This window comes from Pseudomonas sp. ArH3a, assembly GCF_022648765.1.
In the GTDB taxonomy this organism is placed as follows: domain Bacteria; phylum Pseudomonadota; class Gammaproteobacteria; order Pseudomonadales; family Pseudomonadaceae; genus Aquipseudomonas.
Map to the genome: position 1 here is coordinate 6663187 of NZ_CP080330.1, position 17185 is coordinate 6680371.

Below are 17185 nucleotides of genomic sequence, written 5' to 3' on the forward strand. Positions count from 1 at the left end.
AACTTTTGACGTCTACTACCTTCGTCTAACCGCAGTTGATTTGGTCCCTGCAGGGTAATGAGTTTTTCATACACCCAAAAAGAATTGTTTCATCCTTTTTCATACGATTCAGGAATAAGACTTTTCACGCAGCAAGCTGATCAGCATAGACCACCTGCTCCATAAGCTAATTCCTAAAGGGTATTTACCAGCCTTTTTTTAGATCGATTAGTGTTGCCGTACGGTTGCATACGTCACTCACGATCAAAAAGGCGACGCCATCATGGCCAAACGCACATCCTCCCGTCAATTTGTTACAGTTTTTGTGTCACTAATAATTTCTTTTGGTGTCCAAGCGGCCGATTTAACCATTGGCTACCAAACCGGCATCGACCCCAGCAAAGTTCCCCAGGCCGACGGCCTCTATGAAAAGGCCATTGGCGAGAAGATCGCCTGGCGCCGATTCAACAGCGGGCCCGAAGTCGTCACTGCCATTGCCTCCGGCGATGTGCAAATCGGTAATCTCGGTTCCAGCCCCCTTGCAGCGGCGGCTTCACGCAATCTACCGATCGTGGCCTTTGTCGTATCGGCCCAGATCAATGCTTCTGAAGCCTTGGTGGTGCGTAACGGCAGCGGTATCGACAAACCGCAAGATCTGGTCGGCAAGACCATCGCCACGCCGTTCGTCTCAACCTCTCATTACAGCCTGCTCGGTGCGCTCAAGCATTGGGGGCTGAACACTCAGCAAGTCAAAGTCGTGAACCTGCAACCGGCGGAAATTGCCGCCGCGTGGAAACGTGGCGATATCGACGGCGCGTTCGTGTGGTCACCGGCCCTGGGCGAGATTCGCAAGACCGGGAAAACCCTGACAGACGCAGCCCAGGTGGGCCAGTGGGGCGCACCGACGTTCGAAGTGTGGGTGGCGCGTAAGGATTTCGCGGAAAAACATCCTGACGTAGTGGCCAAGTTTGCCAAAGTCACCCTCGACTCGTTCGCCGACTATGCCGCCCACAAAGACAGCTGGACGGTAGATTCCGAACCCGTGCAGAAAATCGCTAAATTGACAGGCTCAAATGCGGCCGACATTCCTGAGCTGCTGGCCGGCACCACGTTCCCCGATGCCCAGGCGCAACAAACCGATGCCCTGCTTAAAGGCGGCACGGCGAAGGCGATTGGGGAGACGGCGAAGTTTTTGAAGGAGCAGGGGAAGGTTGAAGCGGTGTTGCCGGACTACTCGGCCTTTGTGACTGACAAATTTATCAGCAAGTAAGGCAATCAAATAATGAGATGGCTACCCCCGCCGCCCCCTGTGAACGCCCACTAAGCTTTCACAGGGGGATCTATCGGAGACCGCAGCCATGAGCAAAGTAGACATCACCGCCGTTGACCTTGGTAAGCACAGCTATCACGCTCACGAACAAGATGAGCGTGGCCATGTACTGCTGCGCAAAAAGTTTAATCGAGCAGGATTGCTCCAGCATTTAGCTTCCATCGAGCCTTGTACTGTTGTGATGGAAGCCTGCGGCGGCGCCCACTTCATGGCGCAACAAGTCGCCATGCTGGGACACACCCCCAAACTTATTGCTCCTCATCTCGTGCGCCCTTACGTAAAAAGCAATAAAAACGACTTCGCTGATGCCGAAGCGATTTGTGAGGCAGCTAGTCGCCCAACGATGCGTTTCGTACCAGTAAAAACCCAAGCTCAGCAAGCGTTGGCCATGCTCAACTCGGTCCGCGACTCGCTTATCAAGGAACGCACAGCCGCCGTTAATCGAATTCATGCAGGGCTTTTGGAGGTGGGTGTCAGCTTGGCACCGGGCTTTAAATCAGTCAAAGAGGTGCCCGCGTTACTCGAAACAGCCTCATTTCATGGGCTGATCAAAAAGCTGCTGCAAGGGCTGTATGACCACTACGTCTACCTGGATCGTCAGGTTAAGGTTCTCGACAAAGAAGTTGAGAGCCAAGTCGCTGAAGATGATCTGGCTTCTCGTTTGATGACAATTCCCTGCGTTGGCCCGATCACCTCCAGCGTCTTGGCTGCGGAGTTGGGCGATGGCAAGCAGTTCAAATGTGGTCGAGGCTATTCAGCCTCGATAGGACTTGTGCCAAAGCAGCATTCTACTGGCGGTAAAACCGTACTTTTGGGCATCAGCAAGCGCGGAGATCGAAACCAGCGACGCTTGTTTGTTCAATGTGCCCGTATCTACTTGATGCACTTGGATAAGCAAAAAGGGAGTTTGGCCGATTGGGTTCGCAAGCTGCTGGCAGGCCATCGGCACTCCAATTTAGTGGTCTGCGCGCTAGCCAACAAGCTGGCAAGAATCGCTTGGTCGATCGCGGCAAACCACACTGAATTTGATGCAGGGCCAAGCGCGATGAACGCTTGACCCTGCTGTCACCCAAGCACCACCCACCTGGTTTTGCGATGCTGGATAACAGATGACGTGAACGGCCAACCGGCCTGACGACAACCCTGAGCTCCCACACGGCTGAAAGGCCGTCCAAATAATTAGGGTCGTTGGGCATCAATTCTCATCGAGGCGCGGGGCCAATACCCCACTCAGACGCCGAATAGATGAAAGCAAGCCATACACGCCATCAAAGACAGTATTGCAGAAAAGGGGGTAACCATAGATGTGGGAGCTGGCTTGTCGGAACGCCGCATCGCTGCGATAGCATCACCTCGGTTTTATCCGAAAGACCGAGTCGCCAGCATCGCAGGCAAGCCAGCTCCCACAAGAACCAGCTCTTTATTAAGCAGGAAAAACGGGCTTAGAGAGCCTTCTCGAAAATCTTCGAATTACGCTGATAGTTGTACAGCGAGGCCCGCGCCGATGGCAGGCGGTCCACACTACTCGGCACAAACCCCCGCTCACGGAACCAGTGCGCGGTGCGGGTGGTGAGTACAAACAGCGTCTTCAATCCTTTTGCCCGAGCACGCGTCTCGATGCGCTCCAGCAGCTCATCGCCGCGCCCGCCGTGGCGGTACTCGGGGTTGACCGCCAGGCACGCCAGTTCACCCGCATCCGAATCCGCGATCTGATACAGCGCCGCACAGGCGATGATCATGCCTTCGCGTTCGACCACGCTGAACTGTTCGATCTCACGCTCCAGCACTTCTCGCGAGCGCCGAACCAGAATGCCCTGCTCTTCCAGCGGGCTGATCAAGTCGAGCAAGCCGCCGACGTCTTCAATCGCCGCTTCGCGCACCAGTTCGAATTGCTCCTGGGCCACCAGCGTACCGCCACCGTCCCGGGTAAATAGCTCAGTGAGCAACGCGCCGTCTTCGGCGTAGCTGACGATATGGCTGCGCCCTACTCCACCACGGCACGCTTCGGCAGCCGCATCCAAGAGTTCAGCTTGGTAGTTGCTGCCCAAGCGCTGCAAGTGCGCCGGCACTTGTTGCGGGCGCAGCTCACGAACCAGCCGCCCCTGTTCGTCGATCAGGCCCAAGTCGGCGCCAAACAGCAGCAGCTTGTCGGCACCCAAGTCGATGGCGGCGCGGGTGGCGACGTCTTCGCAGGCCAGGTTGAAGATTTCGCCGGTGGGCGAATAACCCAGCGGTGACAGCAACACGATGGAGCGCTCGTCCAGCAGGCGATTGATGCCCTTGCGGTCGACACGGCGCACTTCGCCGGTGTGGTGGTAATCCACGCCCTCAAGCACGCCGATTGGCCGCGCGGTGACCAAGTTGCCGCTCGCCACGCGCAAGCGCGAGCCCTGCATTGGCGAAGAGGCCATGTCCATCGACAGGCGCGCTTCGATAGCGATCCGCAGATGGCCGACCGCGTCGATCACACACTCCAGCGTCGCGGCATCGGTGATGCGCAAACCTTCGTGGTAAGCCGGGGTGAGGCCGCGCGCTTCAAGGCGCGCTTCGATTTGTGGGCGCGAACCGTGAACCAATACCAACCGCACACCCAGGCTATGGAGCAGCACCAGGTCGTGGACGATATTGCCGAAGTTGGGGTGTTCCACACCATCGCCGGGCAGCATGACCACAAAGGTGCAGTCGCGGTGGGCGTTGATGTAGGGCGAAGCGTGACGAAGCCAATTGACGTATTCGGGCATAAAACCTGGGCCTGTAATAAAAAGCAGCCAAAAAAGGATGAATCGTAAAAGCGCACAGCGGGCTGATGGTTATCGTCGGAACAGGCTTGGCGACACGCTCGCTCTCCTTATGTACGAATGGGCAGGGGTTAATTTATGCGGGTTTCAGGCAGTAATAGTCGATCAGTTCCCGCAATAGACGCACTGTAGGCGTCAAGCGTGACATTTCGAGGTACTCACCCGGCTGGTGGGCGCAGGCGATATCGCCGGGGCCAAGCACCAGGGTTTCACAACCAAGGCGCTGAAGATAAGGCGCTTCTGTGCCGAACGCTACTGCTTCGGCACGATGGCCGGTCAATCGTTCCGCCACCCGCACCAGCTCAGCGTCTTCGGCCTGCTCAAACGGCGGCACTTCCGGGAACAACGGCGCGTAGTCGATCTTGACTTTATGGCGCTCGGCCAAAGGCTCGAGCTTCTGCCGGATCGCCGCGCGCAATACCTGCGGGTCCATGCCCGGCAAGGGCCGCAGGTCAAATTCCAGGGAGCATTGGCCACAGATGCGGTTAGGGTTGTCGCCGCCATGGATGCAGCCGAAGTTCATGGTCGGTTGCGGCACACTGAATTGCGGGTTGCGGTACTCACGCTGCCAGGCCAGGCGCAGGCCGCGCAGCTCACCGATGGCGTCGTGCATGGCTTCAAGGGCGCTGTGGCCCAGGCTTGGGTCCGACGAATGGCCGCTTTGGCCAAGGATGTCGATGCGTTCCATCATCACGCCTTTGTGCAGGCGGATAGGCTTGAGGCCCGTCGGCTCACCGATCACCGCTGCGCGGCCCAACGGGCGCCCGGCCTCGGCCAGCGCACGGGCACCAGACATGGAGCTTTCTTCGTCACAGGTGGCGAGGATCAGCAGCGGTTGCTTGAACGGCTGGTCCAGCAGCGGCAGCACCGCTTCAATCGCCAGTGCGAAAAAGCCCTTCATGTCGCAACTGCCCAGTCCTACCCAGCGGCCGTCAACTTCCGTCAGCTTGAGCGGGTCGGTCTTCCACAGCGCAGCATCGTAGGGAACGGTATCGCTATGGCCGGCCAGCACCAGGCCGCCAGGGCCGCTGCCGAAACTGGCCAGCAGGTTGAACTTGCCGGGGCTGACTTGCTGGATGTCGATGGCGAAACCCAGGTCGCCCAGCCAACCGGCAAGCAGATCGATCACCGGGCGGTTGGTCTGGTCGAGAGACGCTTGGGTGCAACTGACCGACGGCGCGGCAATCAGCGCGGCGAATTGCTCTTTCATAGACGGTAACGGCATGCGCGGCCTCTCAACTTCCCGGATGAGCCCCACTATAGAACCATCTGCACGCGACAATAAACCGTTGCGGCGCGTTGCCGGGCTCAGTCCTGTACACTGCACGACCTTGGCAGCCACTCTTTTTCCCGGCTGCGCTCCCGATCCTGGATTTTCCGGCCATGCAGAAAGAAACCGAAATCAAGCTCCGCGTCAGCCGCGAAACACTCGCCGCGCTGCGTGAGCACCCGTTACTGAAAAAACGCAACAAAAGTGGCTGGGAACGCCGTGAGTTGATGAACCAGTATTTCGACACCCCTGAGCGCGACCTGGCCCAGGCTAAAGTCGCCCTGCGTTTGCGCAAGGACGGTGACGAAATCATCCAGACCCTCAAGACCCGCGGCCAAAGCGTCGCAGGCTTGTCGGAACGTAATGAGTACAACTGGGACCTGCCCAAAGCCAAGCTCGACGTGAAGAAACTCGACGGCGAATGCTGGCCCGAGCAACTGGCCGAGCTGGACAAAAAGACCCTCAAGCCGATCTTCACCACCGACTTTGTGCGTGAACGCGCCGAAATCGCCTGGGGCCGTGGCAAGGCCAAGGTAGTGATCGAAGCCGCTTTGGACCTGGGCCATGTTGTGGTCGGCAAGCAGAAAGAAGAAATCTGCGAGCTGGAACTGGAACTGCGCGAAGGTGAACCGGCCGCCCTGCTTGAGCTGGCCGCCGAACTCGCCGCGACCCTGGCCCTGATGCCGTGCGACATCAGCAAGGCCGAACGCGGCTACCGTCTGTATGACGCCAGCAGCTACTCGCTGAGCCTGCCGGCCCCACAGATTCAGGCCGAAATGCCGTTGGATGATGCGTTCGCCGCGATCATGTGGCACCTGCTCGGCAGCAGCCAGCGCCTGGCTGAGCAGTATCGCTTCAATGGCCACTGGCGCCTGCTGCAGGACTGGGTCGAAAACCTCGGCGAACTGCGCGCGCTGATCGGCAGCCTCGGCCAGGCCGCACCGCGTCAATCCACCAGCGAACTGCGCAGCGCACTGGATGCGTTGCTGGAAGACTGGCGCCCACTGGTGCAGGCCGGTGACGACGATGAAGACATCCGCAAAGCCGCACCTGAACAGTTTGTTGAAGAACTGCAAGACGTGCGCTGGGGCTTGTTCTCGTTGAACACCTCGCGCTGGCTGCTGGCCCGCACTTGGACCGCCGACCGCAACGTACGTGGCAACCGCCAGGGCGCCGCGCAGATCACCAACTGGCTGCCACGCCTGTTGGCTGACGACGCCGTTGCCCTGCAACTGCAGCGTTACCAGCAGCAACCGGAAGACCTGGCCGAGCAACTGCCGCGCATCGAACGTATCCAGGCTTGGCTGCACCATGCACGTCAGGTGGTGGACATTCCTGAACTGGACCGTTTGTACGGCGAGCTGAACAAGCTGGCGCAATTGGCTAACCAGCCGATTACCGATGAGTCTCTGGATGCGCGTATGCATCAGGCGATTGCGGTGTATCAGAATCGTGCTTGGAAAACCCTGCTGCGCCTGTAATACCAGGCAAATCGGTCAGATGTGGGAGCGGCGGTGCGACGATTCGACTTGCTCGCTCCCACAGGTTTAGCGCTAAACCGGCAGGCTGGTGGTGGACTTGATCTCCGACAAGGCCACAATCGAGTTCACCTCCTGAATCCCCGGCACCATCGACAGCTTCTCGAAGAAAAACCGCTCATACGCCTCAATGTCAGAGGTGACGATGCGCAGCAGAAAATCCACCGCCCCCATCAGCACATAACACTCCAACACCTCCGGAAACCCGCGAATTGCTTCAGTGAACTCCGTGAAGTTGGATCGGCCGTGGGCGTTGAGTTTGACCTCGGCAAAAATCTGCGTGTTAAGGCCAATCTTCTTGCGGTCCAGCAAGGTGACTTGGCCACGGATCACGCCTTCTTCCTTGAGCCGCTGAATACGCCGCCAGCACGGCGATTGCGACAGGCCGACCTGCTCGGCGATCTGTGCGCTAGAAAGCGAGGCATCCTCTTGCAACAAGGCCAGGATGCGGCGGTCGTAGGCGTCCAACTCGCTGTGCATAAAAATACCCATGATGATGCTTAACTTGAATTATTTAAGTCGATTTACTGTTAATACGGCTCATCTTAGATAAGAAATCTCCGCAGGCGAATGTAAAAATTTCTCCAGTCGAACTTGGAGAGTCAGCATGCACGCCGTCGAAACCCGCCACCCCGCTACCCGCGTCGATGCGTGGGCCGTCAACAGCGCCCATTGCCAGGCGCATTATCAGATCATCGCCGAGGCTGAGCCGGATGTGCTGTGCCGGGTGCTCAACTACTTCGCGCTGCAATTTCTGACGCCGCAACAGGTTAATGTGAACCGCGAGGGCGACCTGCTGAACATTGAAATTGTGATGGACGGTTTGAGCTGGCACCGCGCCCAAGTGATCGGTGAAAAGATTCGAAACGTGATCAGCGTATGCACGCTGGAGCTGTGGCCAGCTGATTCCGTGCGGCCTCAGGCGGTGGCGGCAGCAGCTCAGTAAAAGCCTGCAATACACACTGGGAGGAGGATTTTCAGCGGCTGACTAGCCTGGGATTACAGCCCACGCCACCCAGGAAATCTTCATGCCCGCGGCCTTGCACGATCACCCACTGGAACTGCATCAACTGCTGCCTGCCTTGCTTGAGCAAGGGCTGGTGACAGCGGACGTGGCGCAAAGGTTGGCGACGGCGCCCTCCACGCAACACCCTTTGGAATGCATCGCGGCGCAAGGGCCTTGCCTGGAAGCGCTGACTCAATGGCTGGCAGGGCATGTCGGGCAGCCCTATCTGCGTATCGACCCACTGAAGATCGACGTGGCAACGGTTGTGCCGCTGATGTCTCACGCCTTCGCGCAGCGCCACGCCATTCTGGCGGTGGCCGTGGATGCGCAGAGTGTCACCGTCGCCAGCGCACAGCCGCATATCAGCGGATGGGAAGCCGGGTTGGCGCAGGTGCTCAAGCGCTCGGTTAAGCGCGTGGTCGCCAACCCCCAGGACATTCAGCGCTGCATCGACGAGTTTTACCGGTTGGCCAAGTCGGTCAGCGGCGCTGATCAAAAGGTCGCGGCGGCCGGCAATTTCGAACTGCTCAACCTGGGTGCCAGCGACAAAGAACCAGACGCCAATGACGCGCATATCGTCAATATCGTCGACTGGCTGTTGCAGTACGCCTTCGGGCAGCGGGCCAGTGATATTCATATCGAACCGGGTCGCGACCAGGGCCGCGTGCGTTTTCGCATCGACGGGCTGCTGCATGACGTCTACCAATTTCCAGCCCAGGTCACCATGGCCGTGGTCAGCCGCCTGAAGAGCCTGGGCCGGATGAATGTGGCGGAAAAACGCAAACCCCAGGACGGCCGGGTCAAGACCAAAAGCCCAGCGGGCGTTGAAGTGGAACTACGCCTTTCAACCTTGCCGACGGCGTTTGGCGAAAAACTGGTGATGCGGATTTTTGACCCGCAGGTGCTGCTCAAGGATTTCGACCAGCTTGGCTTGTCGCCCGAGGACCAACAGCGCTGGCACGCCATGACCGGCCAGGCCAACGGCATCATCCTGGTCACCGGGCCGACCGGCTCGGGCAAGACCAGCACGCTCTACACCACGCTCAAGCGCCTGGCGACCCGCGAGGTCAACCTGTGCACGGTGGAGGACCCGATAGAAATGGTCGAGCCCGCCTTCAACCAGATGCAAGTGCAGCACAACATCGACCTGACCTTTGCCAGTGGCATCCGCGCCCTGCTGCGACAGGACCCGGACATCATCATGATCGGCGAGATTCGTGACCAGGAAACCGCAGAAATGGCGATCCAGGCCGCGCTGACCGGGCACCTCGTTCTGTCCACACTGCACACCAACGATGCGCCCAGCGCCATCAGTCGCCTGCAAGAACTGGGCATTGCTCATTATTTGATCAAAGCTACGCTGATAGGCGTGATGGCGCAGCGCTTGGTGCGGCTTTTGTGCCCGCACTGCAAACGTCCGGCGAACGCGCTGGATAATGTTCATGAGGCGGTGGGCTGTGCGCAATGCCGTGACAGCGGTTATCGCGGCCGGGCCGGGCTCTACGAAATCATGGTTGTGGACGAAAAACTCAAGGCGCTGATCACTCCCGGCGCCGACGTGCAGGCTCTGCGCCGGGCATCGCTGGGGCAAGGCATGCACAGCTTGCGCATGGCCGGTATCGACAAGGTGAACGCCGGGCTGACAACCCCGGCAGAAGTAATGCGGGTAACGCCCGGGGATTCAGATACAAATGCTTTTATTGTTGGGCCGTGAAACCGTCCTTATCTGTGACCAGACCGTTACAATCGCCCGAACGTTGTTTCACTGACATCATCAGATAGGGAATCGCAATGCAGATCGGAACCGTACTGCTTCTTTTCGTGGGTTTGGCCGTGGCCATCCTGTTCATGGGCTTTAAAGTAGTGCCTCAGGGCTACCAATGGACAGTCGAGCGATTCGGCCGCTACACCAACACTCTCAAACCCGGCCTCAACATCATCATCCCGGTCATGGACCGCATCGGTCGCAAGATCAACGTGATGGAAAGCGTGCTGGATATCCCGCCCCAGGAAGTCATCACCGCCGACAACGCCACCGTGCAGATCGACGCTGTGTGCTTCTTCCAGGTGGTCAATACCGCCCAGGCCGCCTACGAGGTCAACAACCTCGAGCACGCCATCCGTAACCTGCTGCAAACCAACATCCGTACCGTGCTCGGCTCCATGGAGCTGGACGCAATGTTGAGCCAGCGTGACGGCATCAACGAAAAGCTGCTGCGTACCGTTGATGAAGCCACAGCGCCGTGGGGCATCAAGATCACTCGGATCGAGATCAAGGACATCAGCCCGCCTGCCGACCTGATGGCCGCCATGTCCGGCCAGATGAAAGCCGAGCGGATCAAGCGTGCGCAGATCCTCGAAGCCGAAGGCCTGCGGGCCTCGGCGATTTTGACCGCCGAAGGCAAGAAGCAGGCGCAAATCCTCGAAGCAGAAGGTGGCCGTCAAGCCGCGTTCCTGGAGTCTGAAGCCCGTGAACGTCAGGCCGAAGCTGAAGCCCGTGCGACCCAAGTGGTGTCCGAAGCTATCGCCACCGGTAACGTGCAGGCCATCAACTACTTCGTCGCGCAAAAATACATCGATGCGTTGGGCAAGCTGGCCTCGGCCAACAACAGCAAAGTCATCTTGATGCCGCTGGAAGCCAGCCAGGTGATTGGCGCCGTCGGCGGTATCGGCGAAATCGTCAAGGCAACCTTCGACAATAAGAAAGGCTGAGGCCATCGCCATGTGGGATTTCCTGCAGCATCTGTCGTTCTGGGATTGGCTGGCACTGGGTACGGTGCTATTGATTCTTGAGGTGTTCGGTACCGGTGGCTACCTGTTGTGGATGGGGATCGCCGCCGCCGCCGTGGGCGTGATCAAGTTCCTGGTCCCGCCGCTCGGGCTGGAATGGCAACTGCTGTTGTTCGCCGTGTTATCGATCCTGACTGCGGTGTACTGGTGGAAACGCCAGCGCAGCAGCGCGAAGGTCAGCGACCAGCCAGGGCTGAACATGCGTGGCTCGGAGTTGATCGGCCGCACCTTTGTGGTGCATCAGGCGATCATGGATGGCCGGGGCAAAATAAAAGTCGGCGACAGTGTGTGGATGGCAACCGGACCGGACAGTCCCGTGGGCGCTCATGTGCGTGTCACGGGTCAGGACGGTGTAATTTTACAGGTGGAAACTGTTTAGTCAGTGATGGAACTCGCTTGGGCTAACTACAATCAAACTGTTCAGATAACCCAGTCGGAGTCACCCATCATGCGTCTCAAATATGCTGTCGCAACCCTCGCTGTGCTTTCCCTTCCTGTCGGCTCAGCCATGGCCGACAGTTTCTGGCGCAACGTCATTTCGTCGGGCGCCACTACCGGCTCGACGTACCTGACCTTCAAGGACCATAAGCTGGTGGTCGCCGCCCAAGACGACGCGGGCAGCTTCGTTGCCAGCGACGGCGGCATCCGCGGCCCATACCTTGAAGCTGCCATGCAGAAAGTCCGCGCCGACAACCCTGGCCTCAAAGCCACGGACATGGAGCTGGCCAACGCCATCCTCGCAAAAAATGCCGTAACCGAGTAAACCCCGAACCAAAAAAAATACCGCTTTTTCAGCGGTATTTTTTTGCCTGTCTCCCCACGATTATTGCCGCCAGCCCAGGTCTTCCGGTTTTTCCCGCCAAAAGCAGAAAAGTCCTGCCGAGCCCTTAAGTACCAGGCAACAAACTAAAGATTCCTTTATACAAAGCGAATCTCTCTCCATGCAAAAACTCGCCTACGCGCTACTTCTCTCTGCGTTAGCCACCCCTTTTGCTCAGGCAGAAAACTGGTATGGGTCGGCAAAACTCAACAGTGCTCGTCAAAACCTCTCCAGTGCGCAACTGACCAGCCCTCGCGTCACTGATCAGGTGGAGGCACCTGACAGCAACAAAGCATTCACCGGCTCATTCGCCGTAGGTTACGCCTTTGCGGATGGCTGGCGCCTGGAAGGGGAATACACCACCCGCAGCAGCTCGACGTTCGACTCTTATTGGGCTCCGTTCAATGCCAACGTCAACCGCCTGGAAGTCGACAGCCAGCGCTTGATGCTCAATGGCTATAAAAACATCCCGATCAATGATTGGCTGTCGTTCTACGGCATGGCCGGTATCGGCATGGCACAAATTGATGCCGAGGGTTACCAGAGCAACGCCACCCGCCAGTTCGCCAGCAACCGCCAATACAATTTCGCCTACAGCGTAGGCCTGGGCCTGGACGCCAAGGTCAGCGAAACGGTCACCCTGGGCACCGGTTGGCGCTACGTAGACATGGGCAAGGTCGAGACCGGCTACAACACCTTCGCCAACCGGATAAACGCCCGCGATGAACAGCTCAAAGGCAAACTCAAGGAGCAGAATGTGTTTGTTGAGGCCCGCATTGCCTTCTAACCTGCTGCAAAAAAATGCCGCTGATGAAGCGGCATTTTTTGTGCGCTAGATGACGATTCATTCACGGGCGACAGGCTATATTCAGTCGAGCCGTGTAACCATGCCGGTACGGATACACCCTTTACTCATCGCCTACCTGAAACGGATGCCTTCGTCGTTATGAGCCAACAGCCCTTTCTGCCGTTTTCCAAACCTACCATTGATGAAGCCACCATCTCGGCGGTCGGCGATGTCTTACGCTCGGGCTGGATCACCAGCGGGCCGAAAGTGCAGGCATTCGAGGCACAGCTGTCGGAATACTTTGGCGGCCGCCCGGTACGCACCTTCAACTCCGGCACTTGCACCATGGAGATCGCGTTGCGCATCGCCGGTATCGGGCCTGGGGATGAAGTGATCACCACGCCGATTTCCTGGGTCGCGACGGCCAACGTGATTCTGGAAGTGGGCGCCACGCCGGTGTTTGCCGATATCGACCCGGTCACCCGCAATATCGACCTGGCCCAGGTGGAAGCCGCGATCACCCCGCGTACCAAAGCAATTATCCCCGTGTACCTGGCGGGGCTGCCCCTGGACATGCCGATGCTGTATGCACTGGCCGACAAGTACAACCTGCGCATCGTCGAAGACGCCGCCCAGGCCTTGGGGTCGAGCTGGGATGGCGAGCGTATCGGCGCTACCGGTGATTTCGTATCGTTCAGCTTCCAGGCGAACAAGAACATCACGTCATCCGAAGGCGGTTGCCTGGTGTTGAACAACGCCGAAGAGGCCCGCCTGGCCGAAAAGTATCGCCTGCAGGGCGTTACCCGTACAGGTTTCGACGGCCTGGATGTGGACGTGTTGGGTGGCAAGTTCAACATGACCGACATTGCTGCAGCCATCGGCCTAGGGCAGTTCGCGCATATCGAGAAGATCACGGCGCATCGCCAGAACCTGGCGCGACATTACTTCAAGTGCTTCGGCAGTGACTTTGAAGAGCAATACGGCGCGCAATTGCCGCCGGCGGATTTCGAAAACAGCAACTGGCACCTGTTCCAGCTGGTATTGCCGGAACGTCAGGATGGGCTGCCGGCGCGCGCTACCTTCATGGAGCAAATGCAGGCCCACGGCGTCGGCATTGGCTATCACTACCCGCCGATCCACCTGCTGAGCCTGTATCGGGCACAAGGTTTCAAGGAAGGCATGTTCCCGGTGGCGGAGCGTGTTGGGCGTTTGATCGTGTCGTTGCCGATGTTCACGGCGATGACAGAGGCGGACGTGGAACGGTCTGTAGCAGCGGTTAAAGCGGTATTGAAAGCCGGTTAAACCATGTGGGAGCTGGCTTGTCGAGTCGGCGCACCGCTGCGATGGCATCACCACGGTGTGACTGAAACACCAAGGTGCCTGCATCGCGGGCAAGCCCGACTCCCACACAAGCCAGCTCCCACATTGATTTGTGCTGTTACAGCTGCTTGTGTTTACTCGCCGATGGCGGCTTTGTAGCCAGCAGCATCCAGCAGTTTTTCCAGATCAGCCGGGTTGCTTGGCTTGAGTTTGAAGATCCAGGCGCCGTACGGGTCGGAGTTCAGCAGCTCAGGCTCGCCACCCAAGGCGTCGTTCACCGCGATCACTTCGCCAGCAATCGGCGAGTAGATATCCGACGCCGCTTTCACCGACTCGACCACACCCGCCTGGCCTTCAGCTTCAAAGTTGGCGCCAACTTCAGCCAGCTCAACAAACACCACATCACCCAAAGCTTCCTGAGCATGATCGGAGATACCGACGGTCACGGTGCCGTCAGCTTCTAGACGGGCCCATTCGTGACTCTCGGCAAAACGCAGGTCGGCAGGGATATTGCTCATAGTCTGTGTCCTCAAGAAGAAATGTCAGCGGCCTCTGGGCTGCCGGTAATCGTTAGATCAAGGTTTTGCCATGGCGCACGAAGGTCGGTTTGACCACTCGAACCGGGTACCACTTGCCGCGGATTTCCACTTCGGCCCGGTCGGCGGTTGCCGTCGGTACGCGCGCTAGGGCAATGGATTTGCTCAGCGTAGGAGAGAAACTACCACTGGTGATCTCCCCTTCGCCAACATTGGCGATACGAACCACTTGGTGAGCGCGCAAAACGCCACGTTCTTCCAGTACCAAACCGACCAATTTGAACTGCACACCGGCGGCTTTTTCCGCCTCCAGGGCGGCGCGGCCGATGAATTGGCGCTCGACAGGTTCCCAGGCAATGCTCCAAGCCATGTTGGCCGCCAGGGGCGAAACATTCTGGTGGATATCCTGGCCATACAGGTTCATGCCGGCTTCCAGGCGCAGGGTATCGCGGGCGCCGAGGCCGATGGGTGAAATACCGGCACCGACCAAGTCGTTGAAAAAGCCTGGCGCCTGATCGGCCGGCAGGACAATTTCCAGGCCGTCTTCGCCGGTATAACCCGTGCGGGCGATAAACCAGTCGCCGTCTGCCTGGCCTTCAAAGGGCTTGAGTTGGTGGATCAGGGTGCCACGAGACTGGGTAACCAGCTCGGCGATTTTCTGCCGGGCGTGCGGGCCTTGTATGGCGAGCATGGCCAACTCGGGCCGCTCATGCAGTTGCACCGCGTAGTTGCCCAACTGCGCCTGCATCCAGGCCATATCCTGATCACGCGTGGCGGCGTTTACCACCAGCCGATAACCGGTCTCGGTGCGGTAGACAATCATGTCGTCCACTACGCCGCCCTGCTCATTAAGCATGGCGCTGTAAAGTGCACGGCCGCAGCCATGCAAACGATCGACATCATTGGCCAGCAGGTGCTGGAGCCATTCCTTGGCCTGTTGGCCTGTAACATCGATCACGGTCATATGAGATACATCGAACACCCCGCAGTCGCGTCGCACCTGATGGTGTTCTTCAACTTGCGAGCCGTAGTGCAAAGGCATATCCCAACCGCCAAAATCGACCATTTTCGCGCCGAGGGCGAGATGCAGGTCATACAGAGGCGTACGCTGTCCCATGGGTTTCTCCTTCCGGGCTTGGCGAAGATGCGCAGAGTTACCGTTTACGCTGAGAACCCCGTATTACAAGGCCTGCAGTGACATACAGCGACTCGCTCCGAAAGACGGAGCGCACCGAATGCCGCGCATTGTAGCCGTAAGCCGTAGGACTGGCACCTAAGCGATTTGCCGGGCAGAGCGCCGGATCAGCCCGATTACCGGCAACAGCCCCACCAATACCAGTGTCAGCGCCGGCAACGATGCACGCGCCCACTCGCCTTCGCTGGTCATTTCAAAAATCCGCACCGCCAGGGTGTCCCAGCCAAACGGGCGCATCAGCAGGGTCGCGGGCATTTCCTTGAGCACATCGACGAACACCAGCAGCGCCGCGCTCAACGTCCCGGGCAACAGCAGTGGCAGATACACTTTGCAAAACAGTCGTGGCCCACTCACGCCAAGGCTGCGCGCCGCTTCCGGTAAAGAGGGCCGGATTCGCGCCAGGCTGTTTTCCAACGGCCCATAGGCCACCGCCAGGAAACGCACCAAATACGCCAGCACCAACGCCGACAGGCTGCCGAGCAACAAGGGCTTGCCCGCACCGCCGAGCCAACCCGACAACGGCACCACCAGCTCACGGTCCAGGTAGCTGAACGCCAGCATGATCGACACCGCCAACACCGAGCCCGGCAAGGCATAGCCGACATTAGCCAGGCTGATACCAGAGCGAATCGCCCGAGTCGGCGCCAGACGGTTGGCAAACGCCAATATCAGCGCAACGCTGACCGTGATCAGCGCGGCGATGCCGCCCAGGTAGAGGGTGTGGACGATCAGGCCGCTATAGCGCTCATCCAGGTCAAACCGGCCGCGCTGCCAGAACCAGACGACCAGTTGCAGCATGGGGATGACAAAGGCGCACGCGAACACCAAGCCACACCAGGTACTGGCCGCTGCGGCCTTGAACCCGCGCAAGTGGTACAACGCCTTGCCCCGTGGCCGCTCATTGCTCGGGCGGCTGGCTCCGCGAGCACGCCGTTCGCCGTAGAGCACCAACATCACCACCAGCAGCAACAGGCTGGCCAGTTGGGCGGCGCTGGACAGGCTGAAAAAGCCGTACCACGTCTTGTAGATGGCCGTGGTGAAGGTGTCGAAATTGAATACCGAGACGGCTCCGAAATCCGCCAGGGTTTCCATCAGCGCCAAGGCTACGCCAGCAGCAATCGCCGGCCGTGCCATGGGCAGCGCCACACGCCAGAACGCCTGCCATGGCGATTGGCCAAGCACCCGTGCCGCCTCCATCAAGCCTTTGCCCTGAGCCAAGAACGCAGTGCGCGCCAGCAGGTAGACATAGGGATAGAACACCAGCACCAACACGATGATGACGCCGCTGGTGGAGCGCACACGTGGCAGACGCAAGCCGCTGCCGAACCATTCACGCAGCAGGGTTTGCACCGGGCCTGCGAAATCCAACAGGCCGACAAACACAAAGGCCAGCACGTAGGCGGGAATCGCGAAAGGCAGCATCAACGCCCAGTCGAGCCAGCGCCGCCCGGGGAACTCGCACAGGCTGGTCAACCAGGCCAGGCTCACGCCCAACAGTGTCACGCCGACACCGACGCCCAACACCAGGGTCAGGGTGTTGCCCAACAGGCGCGGCATCTGGGTTTCCCACAGGTGGGACCAGATCTGTTGATCGATGCTTTGCCAGGACAGCAACAGCACGCTCAGCGGCAGCAGCACCAATGCGGCGACGGTGAAGACCGGCAGGTACCAGCGACGTTGGGCGGGGTGGGCCAAGGAAAAACTCTCAGAGTGTCAGTTGTCTTGAAAACACCACCAACCAATGTGGGAGCGGGCTGGCGTGGGAGCGGGCTTGTCGAATCGTCGCAACGCTGCGATAGCATCACCTCGGTGTGAC

16 protein-coding genes are annotated in these 17185 nt (G+C 59.0%); 10 read left to right on the forward strand and 6 right to left on the reverse strand.

Annotation, left to right across the window (positions count from 1 at the left end):
• Positions 1-262: 262 nt before the first annotated feature.
• Positions 263-1249: a taurine ABC transporter substrate-binding protein gene (tauA, locus tag K0P33_RS30785; protein WP_094948818.1), complete on the forward strand. Its 987-nt coding sequence runs from the start codon at positions 263-265 to the stop codon at positions 1247-1249.
• 88 nt (positions 1250-1337) lie between these two features.
• Positions 1338-2366, forward strand: coding sequence for an IS110 family transposase (locus K0P33_RS30790; protein ID WP_242152133.1), 1029 nt, complete (start codon positions 1338-1340; stop codon positions 2364-2366).
• Between the two features lie 385 nt (positions 2367-2751).
• Here K0P33_RS30790 and argA read toward each other — a convergent pair whose 3' ends face one another.
• Entirely contained in the window at positions 2752-4050 is a 1299-nt protein-coding gene (gene argA / locus K0P33_RS30795; protein ID WP_094948817.1) for an amino-acid N-acetyltransferase, read from the reverse strand.
• Positions 4051-4183: 133 nt separating this feature from the next.
• Positions 4184-5332, reverse strand: a complete 1149-nt coding sequence (gene argE / locus K0P33_RS30800) for an acetylornithine deacetylase (protein WP_242153384.1) — start codon at positions 5330-5332, stop codon at positions 4184-4186.
• Positions 5333-5490: 158 nt separating this feature from the next.
• On the opposite strand from argE, the gene K0P33_RS30805 reads away from it, so the two are divergent.
• Positions 5491-6858 (forward strand): CYTH domain-containing protein, encoded by a 1368-nt coding sequence (locus tag K0P33_RS30805; protein WP_094948815.1) that lies wholly within the window; start codon positions 5491-5493, stop codon positions 6856-6858.
• Positions 6859-6930: 72 nt separating this feature from the next.
• Here the strand turns inward: K0P33_RS30805 and K0P33_RS30810 are convergent, their stop codons facing one another.
• The gene (locus tag K0P33_RS30810; RefSeq protein ID WP_094948837.1) at positions 6931-7395 is read right to left on the reverse strand and encodes an Lrp/AsnC family transcriptional regulator; all 465 of its coding nucleotides are present in this window, start codon (positions 7393-7395) and stop codon (positions 6931-6933) included.
• Positions 7396-7522: 127 nt separating this feature from the next.
• Between K0P33_RS30810 and K0P33_RS30815 the strand changes: the two genes are divergently transcribed.
• From K0P33_RS30815 to K0P33_RS30845, 7 genes are all read left to right on the forward strand, one after another.
• A complete protein-coding gene (locus K0P33_RS30815; RefSeq protein ID WP_094948814.1) occupies positions 7523-7861 on the forward strand; it encodes a hypothetical protein in 339 nt (112 codons plus the stop codon).
• A gap of 82 nt (positions 7862-7943) precedes the next feature.
• A complete protein-coding gene (locus K0P33_RS30820; RefSeq protein WP_242153387.1) occupies positions 7944-9635 on the forward strand; it encodes a GspE/PulE family protein in 1692 nt (563 codons plus the stop codon).
• A gap of 77 nt (positions 9636-9712) precedes the next feature.
• Positions 9713-10633 (forward strand): SPFH domain-containing protein, encoded by a 921-nt coding sequence (locus K0P33_RS30825; RefSeq protein ID WP_024077991.1) that lies wholly within the window; start codon positions 9713-9715, stop codon positions 10631-10633.
• A 10-nt stretch (positions 10634-10643) separates the two neighbouring features.
• Positions 10644-11090 carry an NfeD family protein gene (locus K0P33_RS30830; RefSeq protein WP_094948812.1) on the forward strand — a complete coding sequence of 149 codons (447 nt, stop codon included), beginning with the start codon at positions 10644-10646 and terminating at the stop codon, positions 11088-11090.
• Positions 11091-11159: 69 nt separating this feature from the next.
• Complete coding sequence (locus K0P33_RS30835; protein WP_043046966.1) at positions 11160-11474, forward strand: DUF2388 domain-containing protein; 315 nt, start codon at positions 11160-11162, stop codon at positions 11472-11474.
• 178 nt (positions 11475-11652) lie between these two features.
• Positions 11653-12318 carry an outer membrane beta-barrel protein gene (locus K0P33_RS30840; protein WP_242153390.1) on the forward strand — a complete coding sequence of 222 codons (666 nt, stop codon included), beginning with the start codon at positions 11653-11655 and terminating at the stop codon, positions 12316-12318.
• A gap of 159 nt (positions 12319-12477) precedes the next feature.
• A complete protein-coding gene (locus tag K0P33_RS30845; RefSeq protein WP_242153393.1) occupies positions 12478-13620 on the forward strand; it encodes a DegT/DnrJ/EryC1/StrS aminotransferase family protein in 1143 nt (380 codons plus the stop codon).
• 152 nt (positions 13621-13772) lie between these two features.
• Here K0P33_RS30845 and gcvH read toward each other — a convergent pair whose 3' ends face one another.
• The 3 genes from gcvH to K0P33_RS30860 all read right to left on the reverse strand — a co-directional run bounded on the left by gcvH (position 13773) and on the right by K0P33_RS30860 (position 17064).
• Positions 13773-14156, reverse strand: a complete 384-nt coding sequence (gene gcvH / locus K0P33_RS30850; RefSeq protein ID WP_242153396.1) for a glycine cleavage system protein GcvH — start codon at positions 14154-14156, stop codon at positions 13773-13775.
• A 52-nt stretch (positions 14157-14208) separates the two neighbouring features.
• Positions 14209-15291 (reverse strand): glycine cleavage system aminomethyltransferase GcvT, encoded by a 1083-nt coding sequence (gene gcvT, locus K0P33_RS30855; protein WP_094948808.1) that lies wholly within the window; start codon positions 15289-15291, stop codon positions 14209-14211.
• A gap of 156 nt (positions 15292-15447) precedes the next feature.
• Positions 15448-17064, reverse strand: coding sequence for an iron ABC transporter permease (locus tag K0P33_RS30860; RefSeq protein WP_242153399.1), 1617 nt, complete (start codon positions 17062-17064; stop codon positions 15448-15450).
• Positions 17065-17185 lie beyond the last annotated feature (121 nt).